The organism is Peribacillus sp. B-H-3 (assembly GCF_048572925.1).
GTDB lineage: Bacteria > Bacillota > Bacilli > Bacillales > DSM-1321 > Peribacillus.
In genome coordinates this window covers 2,768,462-2,786,266 of the sequence record NZ_CP183879.1, presented here as the reverse complement: position 1 = coordinate 2,786,266, position 17,805 = coordinate 2,768,462, and the positions used below count along the sequence as shown (strand labels likewise).

The window sequence follows — 17,805 nt, the reverse complement described above, 5'->3', positions numbered from 1 at the left end:
ACTATAATAAAGTCAATATATATGACATTATTCTGGAGGGGATTAGCATGACAGTTACAAAGCCGGCAGTTGAGATTTTAAAGAATTTTGTAGGAGGAAAGTGGGTGGATTCTTCCAGCGAAAAACTTGAGGATGTGCCTAACCCTGCAACAGGAGAGCTATTGGCGAGAGTGCCTCTTTCCTCGAAAGAAGATTTAAATTCTGCTATTGCAGCGGCAAAGGAAGCGTTCAAAACCTGGCGTAAAGTTGCGGTTCCGCAAAGAGCAAGAGTTTTGTTCAAATATCACCAGCTTCTCACCGAAAATTGGGAAAGCCTTGCAAAATTAGTAACTCAGGAGAATGGAAAGAGCTATGAAGAAGCTTACGGGGAAGTGCTTCGAGGAATTGAATGTGTTGAATTTGCCTCAGGAGTACCAAGTCTGATGCAAGGGTATCAGCTTCCTGATATTGCAACAGGCATAGAATCTGGTATGTACAGATACCCTATTGGGGTCATTGGCGGAATAACACCATTCAACTTTCCTATGATGGTGCCTTGCTGGATGTTCCCGCTTGCGATCGCATGCGGAAATACGTTTGTCCTAAAACCTTCTGAAAGAACACCTCTTTTGGCAAACAAACTGGCTGAGCTTCTTAAGGAAGCCGGTTTGCCTGATGGTGTTCTAAATGTAGTGCATGGTGCACATGATGTAGTGAATGGTTTATTAAGCCATGAAGATATTAAAGCTATTTCTTTTGTCGGTTCACAGCCAGTCGCGGAGTATGTTTATAAAACAGCTGCCGCAAATGGCAAGCGAGTACAAGCGCTGGCAGGTGCTAAAAATCATTCAATCGTGCTTCCGGACGCTGACATGGAAAATGCTGTGAGGAATATAACCATGGCTGCTTTTGGTTCTGCAGGTGAGCGGTGCATGGCTGCTTCAGTTGTAGTTGCCGTGGGAAATGCAGCAGACGAACTGGTTAGCCGGCTTAAGCAGGCTGCCGATGGGATCATTATGGGGAACGGCATTGACAAGGATGTCTTTCTTGGGCCTGTAATCCGTGAAGCCCACAAAGAAAGAACACTTCAATATATTCAGCATGGCGAGCTTCAAGGAGCAAGGCTTGTTAGGGACGGACGAAAGGACGATTGTCCGGAAGGCGGCTACTTTATAGGGCCAACCATCTTTGACGAAGTGCATACGGATATGAAAATTTGGAAGGATGAAATTTTTGCTCCAGTTCTTTCAGTTGTACGAGTAAATACTCTCGATGAAGCAATTGAATTGACAAATAAATCGGAATTTGCAAATGGTGCATGCATCTATACGGATAGTGCGAAAGCCGTACGCCTGTTCAGGGATGAAATCGATGCAGGCATGCTCGGTGTAAATCTCGGTGTTCCTGCACCGATGGCATTTTTCCCTTTTTCGGGCTACAAAAAATCCTTTTATGGAGATCTTCATGCAAATGGAAAAGATGGTGTTGAATTTTACACTAGAAAAAAAATGCTGACAGCAAGGTATTGAAGATATTCTACAAAAAATGGAGCTGATAGAATGCAAAATACAGGGAAAACAAAGTCACTTCAGGAACTGGATGAAAAATACCTATGGCATTCCATGAAGGGATCGGCACCTGGACAGTCACACATGATAATCAAAGAAGGCAGCGGCGCATGGATCACAGATAGTGAAGGCAGCCGTTACCTCGATGGAATGTCCGGTTTATGGTGCGTGAATGTTGGTTATGGAAGGCATGAGCTTGCAGATGCAGCTTATCAGCAGCTTAAGGAGCTGGCTTACTTTCCTTTAACGCAAAGCCATGCACCAGCCATTAAGCTTGCAGAAAAGTTAAATGAATGGCTGGGAGAAGACTACGTAATTTTCTTTTCCAACAGCGGATCGGAAGCGAATGAGGCAGCTTTTAAGATTACACGCCAGTATCACCAGCAAACAGGAGGGCATAACCGCTATAAATTCATTTCCAGGTACAGGTCATACCATGGAAATACAATGGGTGCTTTGGCTGCGACTGGCCAGGCACAGAGGAAGTTTAAATACGAACCGCTTGGCCAGGGATTCCTGCATGTTGCTCCTCCTGATCTTTATAGAAATCCTGCTGATGCTGCAACTCTCGCTTCAGCAGAAGAAATTGACCGTGTGATGACATGGGAGGTAAGTGAGACAATCGCTGGAGTCATTATGGAACCTATCATTACCGGAGGAGGAATCCTTATGCCTCCAGATGGTTATATGGCAAGAGTGAAGGAAATTTGCGAAAAACATGGTGCCTTACTGATTTGTGATGAGGTAATTTGCGGCTTCGGCAGGACAGGAAAACCATTTGGATTTATGAATTATGGTGTTTCACCTGATATCATTACGATGGCAAAGGGTATTACAAGCGCATATTTGCCTTTATCCGCCACAGCAGTAAAAAGAGAAATTTACGAAGCCTACGCTGGGAACGAGGCATATGACCGTTTCAGGCACGTTAATACGTTCGGAGGAAATCCGGCATCATGTGCTGTAGCTTTAAAAAACCTGGAAATCTATGAAAATGAAAATTTAATCGGACGTTCAAAGGAACTGGGAGAAAAACTTCTTTTGGATTTACAGGCTTTAAGAAAACACCCGCATGTTGGAGATGTCCGGGGTATTGGACTTCTTATCGGGATTGAACTGGTAGAGAACAAGGAAACTAAAGAACCCCTTCAGCTTGAAAAGGTGACCCGGATTATTGACAGGTGCAGGGAGAAGGGACTTATTATCGGAAAAAATGGAGATACAGTGGCAGGCTTTAATAATATCCTGCAGCTGGCACCTCCACTTAGCATTACAGAAAACGATATGTCCTTCATTGTTAAAGTTCTTAAAGAGAGTTTATTTGAGAGATAAACTAAATGGGCCATTAAACAGCTAAAATCCCTTTTGCAGGATTTTAGCTGTTTTACAATCTATTCCATTGCAGCTGTATTCCTGAAATAGACATTATTATATTTGTATATTAATTTACTAGATAGCATCGGACCTTTCCAGCAGCCATTCTCTTAAATAACCTGGAAGTTCCCCTCCCCAGTTTAATGATGAATGTCCGCTCTTAAGGAGATGGTATGTCTTATCTGGCATGGTCAGTTTTCCCATGACTGGAAGTATCATGTCGTGAGGAACCAAACGATCTTTTTCATTGGCAACAACCAAAATGTTTGCAGAAATGCTTTCTAATTCTGCGTTTTGCCCAGAAATTATAAGGCCGCCTTCAATCAGCTTATTTTTCTTTACCAGTTCATTTAAAATCTGTTTTATAAAAGCACCGGTCATCGGTACATACGAAGTGGCCCAGTGATTGAATCTCCGCCATTTATCGGCATATTCTTTATCATCCGCTTTTTCCAGCAAAGAGAAATAATGGGCAAAATATACTGGGGAAGTAATCAATCGCATTCCTGCTTGTATAGAATTTGCAGGCATAACTTTTAAAACATCAATTATATCCTCAAAACCTGCTGAATCTTCAAGCAGGGCTTCCATCCATTGATCAAAGACCTGTACTTTGCCGAAGTTAATTGGTGCTGCAGACAATATTAAGTTTTTTACAGGCTCTTCTGCTACAGATGCATAAATGGCTGCCAGCGTGCCTCCGAGACAAAAACCCATTACTGATATATCCGTTGCATTTGAATGCTTTAAGGCTCGCTGCACTCCTTTTGCGATGTAATCCGTGATATATTGATCCAGTCCGAGATCGCTGTCTTCATACCCTGGAATACCAAAGTCCATCAAATAAACTTCAAAACCCTGTTTTACCAATGCCTCAATTAAACTGTATCCTGGGGCTAAATCCAATAATATAGGCTCATTGACAAGTGAATATATTAAAAAAATTGGTACTTTATATTTTTTTTCTTCAGGCTTGTAGTACCATAGAGTTGCCTTATTTTTTTTCCAAATTGCCATCCGGTCTGTCATTCCCATGTCTGGCATAGGCTCTTTCAAAAGTTCAAAAAAATGTTTCAATTTACTGTCTTCCTGTTGTCTATTAATATTATCCATGATTATTCTTCTGCTTCATGTTTTTTTTCATACGGTTGCCATCATAAAAACCCTCAATTTTCTTCATTTTAATCTTCTCTGCTAAGCGTTCAAACACAGCAGATTGTAAGCTTTGTAATGTTTGGCTTTCTTTTTTCGGAGCTTCATATTGTCTTAACCGTGCATTTTCTGAAATCTTTAAAACTGGAGTTTCCACATTTCCAGATTTTATATCGTTAATTTGATCTGACAGCTCTAAAAGAGTTTCTTCTATTTTATCCACTTTTTCCTCTATTTGAATAGCCAGCTTTGCAACGCTTGCTACATCATTTTTAGTTGGAAAATTATAGATTATAGAAAGCTGTTCCATATTATTTTGCAGTTTTTTCAGAACTGGCGAAATTTCTTTACCTTCCTGATTGGCAAAAATAATAAAATCCTTTTTATTTAAGAGATCTTGAATGAAAGTATTAAGTTCCTCTTCCGTTTTTACTCCCCACTCCTTAAGTTTCTTATAAAAATCCTGTGAATCATTCATAATATTTCTCCTTTCTGATTTTTCAAATACATGCTAAGCAAGCAGATGTTAGAACCCTTAAATTCTTTATTATTATAGATAAGCATGTACGTAGTTGTGCTTAAAATAGGGAATAACCAGAGCCTTTTTTCCTGATTTTATAAATGATAAGGAACTTCTGGATGGAACAGCGAAAATAATTAATTAAATATGTTTCCTTTCGATGTTTTTTGAACCAAAATCACAGAAAAATCCCCCCGGCTGGGAGTTTACAATATACTTTATTAGCAGAAAATATCTGAAAATGAAGAACTGCTTCAAAAAAAACACTCTGCTTGAGCAGAAAATTTCAAATGATAAACAAAAGTAAAGCGAGCTTAAAAAAGAAACACTGCTTTTAAAGAGGAAGCAATGAGATTGCAAGAAGCGCAAAAGGAGCACCAGCTTCAAACAAATATGTTCGCTGAAATGAGTGCTTCTTAAAATCTCCATATCATTGACCACCTTAAACGGCAGCTTTCAGAGGTTATTCAAGAGAATAGTAATCTGAAAGCAGCTGTGCAGAGTGCAAATGAAGCTTTTGAAGAGGAAGCAAAAGAATTGGAAGAACTTCAAAAGGAATATTAACATAAAGCAAATGAGCTAGCTGAGGTAAAAAGTCTCATATCAGAATCAATATTAGAAGAATGGAGGATATACAAAAAGGATTCTGCAACTTGTACAGGAACTTTCCCGTTTAAATGAGCCTTATATGTAAGAAAGTTCAGAAGAGCAAGAAACTGGTGAAGGTACTGTAATGGCCGCCGCATTCTCTGAGCATGGCATACATGTGAGAAGAACACTTCTGCATCTATTCAGAATTTCTCAACAGAACATGAAACCGTATCAGCAAGAAGCCCACATGGAAAGCAGCAGCAAAAAGAAAAGTGAACAGGCAAAAATCCTTGGCATGCAGTTAATAGATGATAGAAATAACCCCCTGCTGAATTGAAGTTTCAAATCCAGCAGGGGGTTTTAGTTTTTTTTTTACTGATTCAGAAATTTCACACAAACTGGGTAAGGAACAGCCACATCTGATTGCAGAACCTTTAGCTTGCCTGTCTGTTCATTTCTGCTGTATAAGACAAGATTTCCAGTTTCCTGGTTGGAAGCTACAATGTATTTACCAGATGGATCAAGAACAAAGTCCCTAGGCCAGTTTCCTTCTGTTGAAGTATACTCAACGAGCTCAAGCAAACCTGTATCCTGATCGATGCTGAATACTGCAATACTATCATGGCCACGGTTTCCGGCATAAACAAATTTTCCGTCTGGGGAGATATGGATAGCACTGCCTTGGGAATTTTCTTTAAAATCGCCAGGGATGGCAAAAATATACTGCTGCTCCGTAAAGCTGCCATCAGCGGAATTATAGACAAGAGCTATTACTTCGTTTGAGAGCTCTGTCATCACATAGGCAAATTTTCCATTTGGATGGAATCCAATATGCCTTGGACCGCTTCCGGCATGTACGGTAAGAGTGCTCGCCTCAGTCAATTCTGCATCTTTCACTTCATATGTAATAATTTTATCTGTGCCTAAATCTATAGCTACAACATATTTTTCGTCAGGTGTGAAGCCAGAAAAGTGGGCATGTGATTTATCCTGGCGATCCTTATTAGGGCCAGATCCTTTATGTTCAATCAATGATACGGCAGCATTCACTTTTCCTGTTTCAGGATTTACTTTAAAAGACTGTACTGTTCCCTGATGATAGTATGCAAGAGCTGCTGTCTCATTGCTGCTGTCGACACTCACATAGCAAGGAGATCCGCCGGGAAAAAGCTGTTTGTTGATTTCACTTAGTTCTCCAGTATCGCCATTAATTGAATAAGCAGCAATTCCGCCTTGATCACCCTGTTTGGCTACAGAATAAAGATATTTATTGTTGCTGCTTACAGTTACATATGTAGGATTTTCAAGTTGGGCTGCAACTTTTACATCACTGATTTTTTCATTTTCAGTATCCAAAGTAAAAGAATAAATTCCTTTGCTGTTTCCTTTGGTATAGGTTCCAACATATCCAGTGAACTTTGTCATGGTAATTCCTCCAATTTCAGATTTAATTTATTTTACCACAAGCCGCTAATAAAACTATAGGATAAGGCTTATTCCTGCTGAAGCGAAATTTCTTTTAAGAGTTTTAGCGGATAATCCGCTGAAGAATGCATTCAAATACCAAACCAGGCAATGACAGGTGCTTAGGCTTTTGAATAGCGGCTAGGTTGTTCATAATTCTTGAGTCTAGCTGGAATTCATTAAAAGGAGTGTATTTAGTTGCTTCTTTATTCGAGCAAACGTCTTTACATAGAAAACGAAACATATTACCTTTAGATAAGCAATGAATATCCGACTAAATTTATAGGATAAGGAGTGAACATAATGGAAAATAGATATTCATCTTGGGGCCACCATGCAACAACAAGAGTTGCTCCACTGAATCCCGTTCAAATTCCGTTGGTTATCGGCGGTTCAATAGCAGCCTTTGTTCTGTTAATCAGTATTGTAAGAACTGCCAATTGGACCCAGGGAGCTCTTTTTATCATCGGGTTAGCTTTAGGGGCAACTTTGCTGCATGCCCGTTTTGGGTTTACCTCTGCATTCCGCAGGCTTATGTCAGTAGGAAATGTACAGGGTTTGCAGGCGCATATGCTTATGCTGGCTGTTTCCTCTACTTTATTTGCTATTATATAAAGCACAGGTTTTACGTTTACTGGATTAAAACCTGCAGGATATGTTTCTCCTGTAGGCGTTAGTGTAGTATTTGGCGCTTTTCTTTTTGGTATAGGGATGCAGCTTGGAGGAGGGTGTGCATCAGGGACCTTGTATTCAGTTGGCGGAGGTTCTTCGTCAATGATTCTGACTTTGCTGGCTTTTATCGGCGGTTCGGTTCTTGGGGCGTATCATTTTAAATTTTGGATACAGGATACACCGTCATTTCCTCCTATTTCTCTTGCTGAATCGACCGGTCTCGGATATTTTGGAGCTTGGCTGGTTCAGATAATCGCTTTTGCATGTATCTATTGGATCACCATAAAAATTGCAAAAAAGAAAAATCCTCCTACCATGAAGCCATTGCCAACCATGATGGGCTGGAAAAAAATACTGCGGGGGTCGTGGCCGCTTTATACCGCGGCGATTATTTTAGCTTTATTGAATGCCCTGACTTTAACCATAAGGGGTAACCCATGGGGCATAACATCCGCTTTTGCACTATGGGGCGGGAAGTTTTTGCTGGCAATGGGGCTCGATGTATCATCCTGGAATTATTTTTCGGGAGCAAACGGGGCAGCGCTTTCCCATACAGTGCTTGCTGATTCTACCAGTGTCATGAATTTTGGCATCATCTTAGGTGCTTTTATTTCAGCAGCTTTCCAAGGAACATTCAAACCAGGAAGAATCAGGCCTGGTGTGGCATCAGCTTCAATCATCGGCGGCCTTATGATGGGCTATGGCTCTCGTCTTGCATTTGGCTGCAATATCGGGGCATATTTTGGCGGTATTGCTTCATTTAGCCTGCATGGCTGGGTATGGATGATAATGGCGATGCTCGGAACTTCATGCGCATTGTTTATAAGGCCTTTGTTTGGGTTAAGCAACCCTAAGCCCAATGACTCTGTTTGCTAAAAACAGCTACTTGCTTATGATAGAGGCAGCAAGTGCAAGGCAGGATATGAAATAGTGAGTCAGTTAGAAGGTTCTATTGAAAATCACAGTTATGCAGCAATAAAACGGACCCGCAATGTGGTGTCCGTTTTATTGCTGCATAGTACATTGCTGATTGGAGCGGGGGCCGCTTAAATATTGGGAAATGAGTATGAAAGCGAAACCCTTCATGAGACAGGCAGATTTGAGGTCCGGCGAACGCCCCTTATTTCTCAAGCTTCTGAAGCGTAAGTCACCACGCTGAATTAACGGCGTCTTAACCTGTAAGATGAATCTATATTCAAGTTTGTTTATTATTACTGCATCTACTATAATGATACACGATAAATATAATATGAAAGAGTGAAATCTATGTATGATGCTATGATTAAGTCAATCAATGCTTCTGAACTTCCCGAAGAAGATGTGCTAATTAAAAATCTTCGTTCAAAGCTCCCTAAAGTCTATAACGGAAAAAATGCTGCAGAATTTGCGGACGCATTCAGAGAAGTCCTGAAAATAGGTATTGCCATGGATTATAAAGCCATGATGCTTTATTTGCCTTCCCGGCCTAAGCTGAGCCAAAACTTAGTTGCTCACTTTCAAAATATTAATAAAGCCATTGCTACCAGATCAGGAAACAAGGACTGGTTCCATGATTTGTTTGCCTTGTTCATTGCACTGCCTGGTATTCTCTCTTTATCGTGGGATGAAATTGAAAAGCATGTTATATCTCTAAATTAATAGGTTAAAAAAACGCCGTCAGATTAACGTCTGCCGGCATTTTTTTATGTTATAGAATGATCAGCCAGCCGATGATTTCGATGGATAACCGTATAAAGTATAATTCCTGCTATCAGCAGAAGGGTGCTTGTTGAGATAAAAACAGCAGAAAAACCGAAATATCCAGCAATAGCACCGCCCATTACCGGTCCAATCATATTACCAAGAAATCTGAGGCTGGTGTTGTAGCCAAGAACCTCACCCTGCATTGAAATTGGCGCTTCCTGGCGGATATATGCTATTCTGACTGGAATTATCCCGCCAATCGCAATTCCAAGCGCAAAGCGGACTGCCACAAGTTCCCAGAGGTTTGTTACAAACGCGCCAGGGAAGTAAACAATGGTGGATATAAAAAGCAGGATGACAAGAATTTTTATATAACCGTACCGGTCACCGATTTTCCCCCAATAAGTAGCCATTAATAAATTTCCAAGTCCCGCTGCAGAAAAGGCGATTCCTGAATAAAAAGCGAGATCAGTTTTTCCATGCAGCTCACTCACGTAAAGAGAAAGGATAGGCTGAATGCTGAAGTGCGCTATCTGAACAAGCGCGGAAATAAGCAAAACAGTTAACAAAACTGGATTCTTTACTATATGGGTAATTACTTCCTTGCTGGTATACCTTACAGATCGGCTTTCTTTGCTTTCTACCTTAAATTCTTTAGTAGCAAATACCAATAGAGCAGATATAAAAATGGATATTGATGTCCATTTAAATGTTGTCGAGTAGCCTAAAGAGTCAGCCATCAAGCCCCCAAGCATCGGCCCCAGCAAGGATCCGGTAATACTTCCTGTCTGCAGGGTGCCCAGGACACGCCCTGCAATCTCTTTAGGTGTTTGTGTGGATATGAAAGCTTGTGACATGGAAACAAACCCCGTAAAAAAGCCAGTAAGCATTCGCAAAACAAAAAGCTGCCACACAGATGTAACAAATCCCATTAAGAATATGGAGAGTCCCATTCCAAAGGCACAAAATATAAGAATTTTCTTTCTGCCCAATCTGTCGCCGATTCTTCCCCAGATTGGAGAAACCAAAAAGGCAGTGACAAAAGTTACGCCAAATGTCAGCCCTGATGAGTGCTGAATAAATTTTTCTGAATAATGGCCAAAAGTACCGATATAGAGAGAAAGAAAAGGAAGAACCATGGTCGTGCTGCCACCAATGAAAAAGTTTGCAAACCACATAATAACCAGATTCCGTCTGGCGTGCTGTAATTTTTTCATTTATCACACTACTTTCTAATTTTCGATTTCCGTAATATATATAGACTATTATTTCGTCACTCTAAATATTAGTATAAAACTATTTAACAAAGAAAGAAATAATTTTGCACCTTTCATTTTAGATGCCTCTTTTTCGAAACTGAGCATGCAGAATTTCCGGTGTCAAGTGCATCTCTTCATTCATTCAATGAGGTTATTCGATGATATAATATTAGACACACTCATTAACTTTTCGGGAGGGGCCATGAAAACATTTTTTGACTATATTGAACCAAGCGGAAAATTGGATAATGGAAAAATAACAAAGAGAGAAAAAATTTATCAAGGAATGAACGGGAAGTATGTAGAGAGATTTTACATAGAAGATGGCCAAAGTTATATCTTTAAACCATTGACCAATACAGATCAGCTTGGAAGAGAAATATGGGCCCAAGAGAGGATTTTATTGGACTTACCACCCGTCTATCCTAAAATTTTGGCGCACAGCACATCAAATGATCCTGAGGAAAGCTGGATCATACTTGAAGATATGGGGCCGCTGATCCATGTTTTTGAAGAAAAAATCCTTGCGGAAGTTGTTCAGCTTATGGTCCAGTGGCATTCTTTTCCTGTCGGAGAACTAGCAGAAATACCTGTAAAAGGTCCAAAGCCAGGTATTGAACATATCTCAAAAGCAGTAATAAAAAAAAAGGAAGAGATACTGGATCTTCTGAAAGGTTACTATATTTCGGAAGATTTGCTTCATAAGTTTTTCATAAAGTTAGAAGAAACAGTGTTTAATGATGAAATGGTGCTTTCACATGGAGATTTGCATCTTGGCAATTATGCAAAAACAAAAACTTCTATAGTTGTCCTGGATTGGGAACATGTTCACCTGAATTACAGGCATTGGGACTTGTATCATTTAATTGATATGTCTCATCCTGTATTCACTAAAAATACATCGAGTGAACTGAGAGAAGATATTCTAAATATGTACTGCAGGCTTGCAGACCAGCAGGGAGCTGCCATAGATCAAGAAAATTTCTTTAAAGAATATTTTATATTCTCGTCTGTTTTTTCAATTTGGATGATTCTTCTGATTTCCTCGGATTTATTAATAGAGAATTCAAAATGGCCTAAAAATCAATTGCACAGCCAGCTTGATGAAACCTTGAGCTCGCTTGCACAATGCTTAAATAAAGTATAATAGTCAGGTGCCGCTGCCCCTTGGATGACTTTTCATTCTGCTTATTTAAAGTTCTGTCATGAACAGGGCGATCAAAATATTTTAAGAAAATGGCTGAATCAGTGATCCATTAATTAATGTAAACATTGATGCTTTGTTCAAGAAAAATATTTTTGGATTATGCAAGTTACTAAATCACTTTTTTGGGGAAATAACAAAATATAAAAGGATTTAGGGAGTGATTGTCATGACTTCAGCAACCCAAATAAGCCAATCTGAAAGGTTTGAGACAGCTTTTAACAGGATACATAAATCACTTATGCATAATGTGAAAAATGCAAGAAGCGATAAATTCACCGATCTTGTTTATAAAGGGAAGAGCCACACGTTAATTCGATTTTATGAACATGATTTGTGTCAATTTGCCAAGCTTCGCAATGCCATTGTCCATGAAAAAATTGAAGAAGGCTATTATATAGCGGAACCGCATATTGATATTGTCGAGAAAATTGAGAGCATGGCTGATGAATTCGAAAAACCTCAATCAGCACTTTCTATTGCCACTAAACCTGTTTACTATTTTAATGAAGATGATAAATTGTCTGAAGTATTGGTGCTTATCCGTAAACATTCACACTCACGCTTTCCTGTTTACGACTCAAATGACTGTTATCTTTGGCTGCTTACTTCTGCAGAAATCGTAAAATGGATGGCGGATCACTTTTCTGAAACCAGCCTGGATCTAAATAGCATAAAAATTAAAGATATTCATACTAAGCGTTTCAGGCATTACGTTGAATTTACATCTCAGAACAGCACAGTGCTTGATGTGGAGGATATTTTTGAAGAATATCAGCGTAAAAATCGAAAACTTGAAGCTGTGCTGATTACCAAAAATGGAAAGCCATCAGAGAAACCAAACGGTATTATCACTACTTTGGATCTCCTGGAGGCAGAAATAAGCGAGTAGCCACTAAAAAAACGCCTGGATAAGGTAGCGGCCTCCGAAAGTTAGAGTGTAAAAATCTAACTTTTTGGGGTACCACCTAACCAGGCGTTTTTCCTTGCTTAAAACCTCAGCATGCCAGACAAGAACCAATCTGGTAATATTTCCCTAACTTCAACAAGCTTGTTTGCCCTAAGGCAAAGAAGAAGCATATAGTAAAAATGCTTCTTCTTTTTAGAAACGCGATATTAAACACCAGAAGTAAGCTTAGCTGCATGAATCAGCATAGGAATCAGGGAATTTCCCATTAATAGAGTTATCCACGCAGCAAAAATCATGGCAAGGGTCGAAAAAGTACCTTCCTGTTCTCCGTATTCCATTGCCTTGCTTGTTCCAACTCCATGGGCGCTCATGCCAAATGCCAATCCTCTGGCAATTGGTGATTCAATGGATAGCCATTTAATAGCAGAAGGGCCCATAATTCCTCCCATTATGCCAGTAACGATTACAAATACAGTAGTTAATGCCGGCAGGCCGCCAATTTCCTTGGAGACCTCTATGGCAATTGGAGTAGTAATTGACCGGGGAAGAATGCTGATAATTAAGTCTGGTGCCATTCTCAAAAGCTTAGAGAGGGCGAAGGATGATAAAATGGCAACAATAACACCTGTTGTAATGCTGGTAATAATTATGCCAAGGTTTTTTTTAAGCAGCGTCCTATGCTTATAAATCGGAATGGCAAAAGCAACAGTCGCCGGACCGAGCAAGTGAGAAAGCCATCTTGCCGAATGAATATATTGTGTTCCCGAAACATGCAGGGAGCTGATCAGGGCAATCAATGCCAGCGGGCTGATCAAAAGAGGATGCATAAAAAAGTATGACCTTCTTTTATATATTTTTTTTGCAATCATGTAAATGACATATGTTATTAGGGTGAAAAATACTGTGGAAATTATGATGCTTCACTTCTTTTCTTATTAAATATTTTTTCTGCAGTAAAAGCCGTAGCACCCATTACAATGAATGTGCTGACGCCAATCAGCAGGAGGGCCTTAATACCCTGTAAGCTCAGGATTTCATCATAATTCACTATACCGACAGCAGAAGGTATAAAAAAGAGGAGCAATTCAGCAAGCAGCCAGTTTCCGCCTTTTTCTATCCATTCAAGCTTTATTATTTTCAGCATCAATGCGGCAAATAACAAAATTAAACCAATCATTGAAGCAGGAACTGGTATATGAATAAAATGTTTAATCCCTGCACCTAGATAAAGGAAGATATGCAGAATTATTATTTGAATAATGATTGTAATAAGTTTCATTTTTACAGCACTCCTAAATAATAAAAAGAAGCGACACTTCGCTCCTCTGGTTAAAACTATATTACTATCATAATTATCATAAGTAAAATACATATTTAACATAATGAATATAACTTATAGTTATAACGTCATACTTGCCACCATAAAGTCGATGAAGGTCCTCCCAGCAATTGAAATGTATTTTTCTTTTTTTGTTATCAGAGCAAGATTCCAGGGAGAGACAGGGATAAGTTTAATGATTTTGATATTTTTTTGATCAGTGCGCCTGCATATTGAATCAGGAAGAATAGAAATCCCCAAATTAGCCGCTACCATTTCAGACATGAAATCCCACTGAGAGCTTTTAAAAAGAATTTTGGGTTCAAAGCCTTGCTGTATGAATTTTTTCCTCATGATTTCGTATAAAGCAAATTCTTCACTATAAAAAATAAAGTCTTCACCGTTTAATTCCTTTAGATGAACTGTGTCGCGTTCTGCAAAACGGTGTTCAGGGTGAACCAGCAATTTTAACTCGTCGTACACAATCGGGTGTATATTGAAAACTTCTTCATTAACAGGCAATACGGCCACGCCCATTTCAAATTCGCCTTCTTCAACACTCTTGACAACTCTGGCTGCTCCATATTCAGTTATATTGATTTCAATATTAGGATACAAACGGTGAAAATTAGCCATGACCTTCGGAAAATAAAGGCTGCCTACTATCGGCGGAACTCCTATATTAATTTCTCCTCTTGCCAAATGTGTCATATCATTTAGAGTTGTATGCATTTCATTTACTTGAGAAATAATTCTTTGTGCATACTCATAAACTACCTTACCTGCATCGGTCAGCTCGCTTACTTTATTAGAACGTAAAATGAGAGGCATCCCAAGTTCTTCTTCTAAACCTTTTATCATCTTACTGAGTGCCGGCTGTGAAATGTGAAGAGTCTGTGAGGCTTTTGTTATGTTATTTTGTTTGGCTACTTCATAAAAATACTTTAATTGGCGAAAATCCATAAAAACACTCCTTCTTCTTTATTATAAGTAACAATCTTGGAAAAAACCCTTGTGGTCTAAGACTTCTGCGTGATTAGCGGGACAGGTGAAATGCAGGCGCAGCTGAGAATGCAAATTGCCAGGCTGCGGAAAGCAAGGCATCCTGGAACGGAAATCAGCCGCCTTGTTCCAATAAACAATGTTTACGAAAACAGCTTAAAAAAAAGGAAGTATTAGATATTTCTCGGGAAAGCGCAAATAACGGCAAGACTCGCGAAAAAATGCAGAAAAGCTTTCGTTTTAACTTGCGGTTTTTTTGAATTATGCTAAAATAATTCGAGTACAGTTAACTTGATAAAAATCCGTTTAATAACGGTAGAGGTTGTTAGCTACCCTCTCAAAAAAACTAAGGAAAAACAGGTGTGCTTTCTTTAGCATTCCTGTTTTTTCATGTTAAAGGAGACTTATAGAATGAAAAAAGAAAAAGCCATAATTGTATTCAGCGGCGGACAGGACAGTACAACCTGCCTATTTTGGGCCATGAAGCAATTTGAAGAAGTTATAGCGGTAACTTTCGATTATAATCAAAGGCACAGCTTGGAAATACAATGTGCAAAGGATATTGCCAATGAACTTGGCATAAAGCATCATATCCTCGATATGTCACTATTAAACCAGCTTGCTCCAAACGCTTTGACAAGAAACGATATTGATGTAAAAGAAGGAGAAGACGGTGAATTGCCTTCTACCTTTGTACCAGGAAGGAATTTAGTTTTTATTTCTTTTGCCGCCATCCTGGCACGGCAGCTTGGCGCCAGACACATTGTCACTGGTGTTTGCGAGACCGACTTCAGCGGATATCCGGATTGCCGCGATATATTTATTAAATCATTGAATGTATCGCTGAATCTTTCAATGGATGATTCTTTCGTCATACATACTCCGCTTATGTGGATTGATAAAGCGGAAACATGGAAAATGGCAGATGAGCTTGGGGCACTTGACTTTGTCAGAAACAAAACATTAACCTGCTATAACGGTATCATAGCAGATGGGTGCGGTGAATGCCCGGCATGCTTATTGCGCAAAAAAGGGCTTGACGATTATCTCATGTCCCGAAAGGAAGCGTGATGCTATGACTGGTTTCAAAATTGTTGAAAAGCTTCAAAAAATAAATGAAGATATCCATAAAGAACAGCTTAAGTATCATCATAAAAGGGTGCTGGTCAGCAAGGAATTCACATTTGACGCTGCACACCATTTACATTGCTATGAAGGGAAATGCAAGAACCTCCATGGACATACCTATAAGGCAATATTCGGGATCAGCGGCTATACGGATGATACGGGTTTAATGATTGACTTCGGTGAAATTAAGCAAATCTGGAAAAATGAGATCGAAATTCATCTTGATCACCGATACTTGAACGACACCTTGCCGATGATGAACACGACAGCTGAAAACATAGTTGTCTGGATGTATGAAATGATGGCTGATTACTTAAAAAAAGAGGCCAAATGGACAGAAAATGGAGTAAGGTTGGAATTCGTAAGGCTTTTTGAAACTCCTACTTCGTATGCTGAGGCTAGAAGGGAGTGGATGGAGGTTGAGTAAAATACCAGTAATGGAAATTTTTGGACCTACCATACAGGGAGAGGGCATGGTAATAGGCCAAAAAACTATGTTTGTAAGAACGGCAGGCTGTGATTATTCCTGTGCCTGGTGCGACTCATCATTTACCTGGGATGGATCAGGAAAACAGGATATCCGACAGATGTCAGCAGAAGAAGTTTGGGAAGAGCTCCAAACTTTAGGCGGAAGCGGCTTTTCTTATGTTACCATTTCCGGAGGCAATCCGGCCCTTTTGAAAAACCTCAGCACCCTTATAGAACTGTTGAACACCCATTCAGTGAAAGTTTGTTTAGAGACACAAGGAAGCAGATGGCAGGATTGGTTTTATGACATTGATGAACTAACTCTTTCCCCAAAACCGCCAAGCTCGAAAATGGAAACAAATTTTACAATTCTGGATGAAATCATTAAAAACCTGAGAAACAATAATAAAGGGAAAAGCTTCAGTATCAAAGTTGTTGTATTCGATGAATTGGATTACGAATATGCACTAACCGTTTACAAGCGATATCAAGGAGTACCCTTTTACCTTCAGGTAGGAAATCCGGATATCTCAACGGCTGATAATACAGAGCTTACTATGATGCTGCTGAAACATTACCAGGAACTTATCGATAAGGTTATGGCAGATGGCCGATTTACAGATATAAAAGTCCTTCCTCAGCTGCACACTTATATCTGGGGAAACAAACGGGGTGTATAACCATCCCCCCTCGTGCAAAAAAAGTATTTTTTTCTGCTATGCACATGCCTTAGTTCCTCCAGCGAGCAATAGATCTAATATTTTACGGAATCAGTGCCGGAGCTGGGGAAAATATCTATGCAATAGTAAGTTTCAGCTGCACTATTAAAAGCACTTTTCATATCCATAGTACAACCAAGCCTGGCAGGCATAATGTCTGCCAGGCTGTATTTATGAGTAATAATCCTAAGTCATGTTTTTTTTACATAAACCATTTAAAATAGGGCTATGGCACCTTATGAAGGAATGAGTCTTCGAATATAGATAATGGAGGCGGAAGGATAATGATAAAAAATATTATTTTGAAAAATGAATCTGAGGTTTATAAAATTATGCATGATTTGATAGAAAAAGCTTATGTGGAGGCCAGTGAAGAAAAGCTATTGTTATGCATGGAATGCGGGGATGTTGATTTTTATATTGCACATTCCCACAATGAAGAACTTCAAGATGCCATAAGAGAAAATTTTGAGATTGATGAGTACGGAGAAGTCCTGAATGAAGAAAAATACCGGAAAATGCTTGATGATCTGCAGGATAATTTTCTCGAAATGCATATAAAAAGCGGACTGTTTGATTACTATCCCGCCGGTGAATATGATGTAGCAGGAGAAAAACGGCAATCAGAAACAGATATCATTGCCCCCAAAGGAAAATTTTCCGCTCCATTTGAAGATGCTGCATTATAGCAACAATTTATAAAAAAAGGAGCATCTTTACAGATGTTCCTTTTTTTACAATTTCAGACAATAGTTTGACTTCTTTCCACATTTCAGTATATATTTTTTATATAA

17 protein-coding genes and 1 pseudogene are annotated in these 17,805 nt (G+C 39.3%); 11 read left to right on the top strand and 7 right to left on the bottom strand.

Annotation, left to right across the window (positions count from 1 at the left end; genetic code table 11):
• Positions 1-47 precede the first annotated feature (47 nt).
• Both ACN6MY_RS13840 and ACN6MY_RS13835 read left to right on the top strand, forming a co-directional pair.
• Positions 48-1,508 (top strand): CoA-acylating methylmalonate-semialdehyde dehydrogenase, encoded by a 1,461-nt coding sequence (locus ACN6MY_RS13840; RefSeq protein WP_419880717.1) that lies wholly within the window; start codon positions 48-50, stop codon positions 1,506-1,508.
• Positions 1,509-1,538: 30 nt separating this feature from the next.
• The gene (locus tag ACN6MY_RS13835; RefSeq protein ID WP_419880716.1) at positions 1,539-2,879 is read left to right on the top strand and encodes an aspartate aminotransferase family protein; all 1,341 of its coding nucleotides are present in this window, start codon (positions 1,539-1,541) and stop codon (positions 2,877-2,879) included.
• Between the two features lie 117 nt (positions 2,880-2,996).
• Here the strand turns inward: ACN6MY_RS13835 and ACN6MY_RS13830 are convergent, their stop codons facing one another.
• A complete protein-coding gene (locus ACN6MY_RS13830; protein WP_419880715.1) occupies positions 2,997-4,034 on the bottom strand; it encodes an alpha/beta fold hydrolase in 1,038 nt (345 codons plus the stop codon).
• Positions 4,027-4,551 carry a hypothetical protein gene (locus ACN6MY_RS13825; RefSeq protein WP_419880714.1) on the bottom strand — a complete coding sequence of 175 codons (525 nt, stop codon included), beginning with the start codon at positions 4,549-4,551 and terminating at the stop codon, positions 4,027-4,029. The genes ACN6MY_RS13830 and ACN6MY_RS13825 overlap by 8 nt, the downstream gene beginning before the upstream one ends.
• Before the next feature lie 775 nt (positions 4,552-5,326).
• Between ACN6MY_RS13825 and ACN6MY_RS13820 the strand changes: the two genes are divergently transcribed.
• Entirely contained in the window at positions 5,327-5,521 is a 195-nt protein-coding gene (locus tag ACN6MY_RS13820; protein WP_419880713.1) for a hypothetical protein, read from the top strand.
• A gap of 35 nt (positions 5,522-5,556) precedes the next feature.
• Here the strand turns inward: ACN6MY_RS13820 and ACN6MY_RS13815 are convergent, their stop codons facing one another.
• Positions 5,557-6,609 (bottom strand): lactonase family protein, encoded by a 1,053-nt coding sequence (locus tag ACN6MY_RS13815; RefSeq protein ID WP_419880712.1) that lies wholly within the window; start codon positions 6,607-6,609, stop codon positions 5,557-5,559.
• Positions 6,610-6,951: 342 nt separating this feature from the next.
• Between ACN6MY_RS13815 and ACN6MY_RS13810 the strand changes: the two are divergent.
• Together ACN6MY_RS13810 and ACN6MY_RS13805 are read left to right on the top strand one after the other, a co-directional pair.
• A pseudogene (locus ACN6MY_RS13810) lies at positions 6,952-8,196 on the top strand (YeeE/YedE family protein).
• Positions 8,197-8,586: 390 nt separating this feature from the next.
• Entirely contained in the window at positions 8,587-8,958 is a 372-nt protein-coding gene (locus ACN6MY_RS13805; RefSeq protein WP_419880711.1) for a hypothetical protein, read from the top strand.
• A 44-nt stretch (positions 8,959-9,002) separates the two neighbouring features.
• Here the strand turns inward: ACN6MY_RS13805 and ACN6MY_RS13800 are convergent, their stop codons facing one another.
• The gene (locus tag ACN6MY_RS13800; RefSeq protein WP_419880710.1) at positions 9,003-10,220 is read right to left on the bottom strand and encodes an MFS transporter; all 1,218 of its coding nucleotides are present in this window, start codon (positions 10,218-10,220) and stop codon (positions 9,003-9,005) included.
• Between the two features lie 244 nt (positions 10,221-10,464).
• Between ACN6MY_RS13800 and ACN6MY_RS13795 the strand changes: the two genes are divergently transcribed.
• Positions 10,465-11,409: an aminoglycoside phosphotransferase family protein gene (locus ACN6MY_RS13795; RefSeq protein ID WP_419880709.1), complete on the top strand. Its 945-nt coding sequence runs from the start codon at positions 10,465-10,467 to the stop codon at positions 11,407-11,409.
• 226 nt (positions 11,410-11,635) lie between these two features.
• On the top strand, positions 11,636-12,358 hold the full coding sequence (locus ACN6MY_RS13790; protein ID WP_419880708.1) for a CBS domain-containing protein: 723 nt from the start codon (positions 11,636-11,638) through the stop codon (positions 12,356-12,358).
• A gap of 224 nt (positions 12,359-12,582) precedes the next feature.
• Here ACN6MY_RS13790 and ACN6MY_RS13785 read toward each other — a convergent pair whose 3' ends face one another.
• The 3 genes from ACN6MY_RS13785 to ACN6MY_RS13775 all read right to left on the bottom strand — a co-directional run bounded on the left by ACN6MY_RS13785 (position 12,583) and on the right by ACN6MY_RS13775 (position 14,657).
• On the bottom strand, positions 12,583-13,203 hold the full coding sequence (locus ACN6MY_RS13785) for an LrgB family protein (RefSeq protein WP_419880707.1): 621 nt from the start codon (positions 13,201-13,203) through the stop codon (positions 12,583-12,585).
• 83 nt (positions 13,204-13,286) lie between these two features.
• Positions 13,287-13,655, bottom strand: a complete 369-nt coding sequence (locus ACN6MY_RS13780; protein ID WP_419880706.1) for a CidA/LrgA family protein — start codon at positions 13,653-13,655, stop codon at positions 13,287-13,289.
• Positions 13,656-13,775: 120 nt separating this feature from the next.
• Entirely contained in the window at positions 13,776-14,657 is an 882-nt protein-coding gene (locus ACN6MY_RS13775; RefSeq protein ID WP_419880705.1) for a LysR family transcriptional regulator, read from the bottom strand.
• Positions 14,658-15,107: 450 nt separating this feature from the next.
• Between ACN6MY_RS13775 and queC the strand changes: the two genes are divergently transcribed.
• The 4 genes from queC to ACN6MY_RS13755 all read left to right on the top strand — a co-directional run bounded on the left by queC (position 15,108) and on the right by ACN6MY_RS13755 (position 17,700).
• Positions 15,108-15,767 carry a 7-cyano-7-deazaguanine synthase QueC gene (gene queC / locus ACN6MY_RS13770; protein ID WP_419880704.1) on the top strand — a complete coding sequence of 220 codons (660 nt, stop codon included), beginning with the start codon at positions 15,108-15,110 and terminating at the stop codon, positions 15,765-15,767.
• 4 nt (positions 15,768-15,771) lie between these two features.
• Positions 15,772-16,251, top strand: coding sequence for a 6-carboxytetrahydropterin synthase QueD (gene queD, locus ACN6MY_RS13765; RefSeq protein WP_419880703.1), 480 nt, complete (start codon positions 15,772-15,774; stop codon positions 16,249-16,251).
• Complete coding sequence (gene queE / locus ACN6MY_RS13760) at positions 16,244-16,972, top strand: 7-carboxy-7-deazaguanine synthase QueE (RefSeq protein WP_419880702.1); 729 nt, start codon at positions 16,244-16,246, stop codon at positions 16,970-16,972. The genes queD and queE overlap by 8 nt, the downstream gene beginning before the upstream one ends.
• 323 nt (positions 16,973-17,295) lie before the next feature.
• A complete protein-coding gene (locus tag ACN6MY_RS13755; RefSeq protein ID WP_419880701.1) occupies positions 17,296-17,700 on the top strand; it encodes a hypothetical protein in 405 nt (134 codons plus the stop codon).
• Positions 17,701-17,805 lie beyond the last annotated feature (105 nt).

Excerpts from the sequence above, each read along its gene's own strand:
- ACN6MY_RS13755 (WP_419880701.1), top strand. The coding sequence starts at position 17,296 with ATGATAAAAAATATTATTTTGAAAAATGAATCTGAGGTTTATAAAATT.
- ACN6MY_RS13805 (WP_419880711.1), top strand. The coding sequence starts at position 8,587 with ATGTATGATGCTATGATTAAGTCAATCAATGCTTCTGAACTTCCCGAA.
- ACN6MY_RS13815 (WP_419880712.1), bottom strand. The coding sequence starts at position 6,609 with ATGACAAAGTTCACTGGATATGTTGGAACCTATACCAAAGGAAACAGC.
- ACN6MY_RS13800 (WP_419880710.1), bottom strand. The coding sequence starts at position 10,220 with ATGAAAAAATTACAGCACGCCAGACGGAATCTGGTTATTATGTGGTTT.
- ACN6MY_RS13840 (WP_419880717.1), top strand. The coding sequence starts at position 48 with ATGACAGTTACAAAGCCGGCAGTTGAGATTTTAAAGAATTTTGTAGGA.
- ACN6MY_RS13790 (WP_419880708.1), top strand. The coding sequence starts at position 11,636 with ATGACTTCAGCAACCCAAATAAGCCAATCTGAAAGGTTTGAGACAGCT.
- ACN6MY_RS13830 (WP_419880715.1), bottom strand. The coding sequence starts at position 4,034 with ATGGATAATATTAATAGACAACAGGAAGACAGTAAATTGAAACATTTT.
- ACN6MY_RS13835 (WP_419880716.1), top strand. The coding sequence starts at position 1,539 with ATGCAAAATACAGGGAAAACAAAGTCACTTCAGGAACTGGATGAAAAA.
- queD (WP_419880703.1), top strand. The coding sequence starts at position 15,772 with ATGACTGGTTTCAAAATTGTTGAAAAGCTTCAAAAAATAAATGAAGAT.
- ACN6MY_RS13820 (WP_419880713.1), top strand. The coding sequence starts at position 5,327 with ATGGCCGCCGCATTCTCTGAGCATGGCATACATGTGAGAAGAACACTT.
- ACN6MY_RS13785 (WP_419880707.1), bottom strand. The coding sequence starts at position 13,203 with ATGCATCCTCTTTTGATCAGCCCGCTGGCATTGATTGCCCTGATCAGC.
- ACN6MY_RS13825 (WP_419880714.1), bottom strand. The coding sequence starts at position 4,551 with ATGAATGATTCACAGGATTTTTATAAGAAACTTAAGGAGTGGGGAGTA.
- ACN6MY_RS13775 (WP_419880705.1), bottom strand. The coding sequence starts at position 14,657 with ATGGATTTTCGCCAATTAAAGTATTTTTATGAAGTAGCCAAACAAAAT.
- queC (WP_419880704.1), top strand. The coding sequence starts at position 15,108 with ATGAAAAAAGAAAAAGCCATAATTGTATTCAGCGGCGGACAGGACAGT.
- ACN6MY_RS13795 (WP_419880709.1), top strand. The coding sequence starts at position 10,465 with ATGAAAACATTTTTTGACTATATTGAACCAAGCGGAAAATTGGATAAT.
- ACN6MY_RS13780 (WP_419880706.1), bottom strand. The coding sequence starts at position 13,655 with ATGAAACTTATTACAATCATTATTCAAATAATAATTCTGCATATCTTC.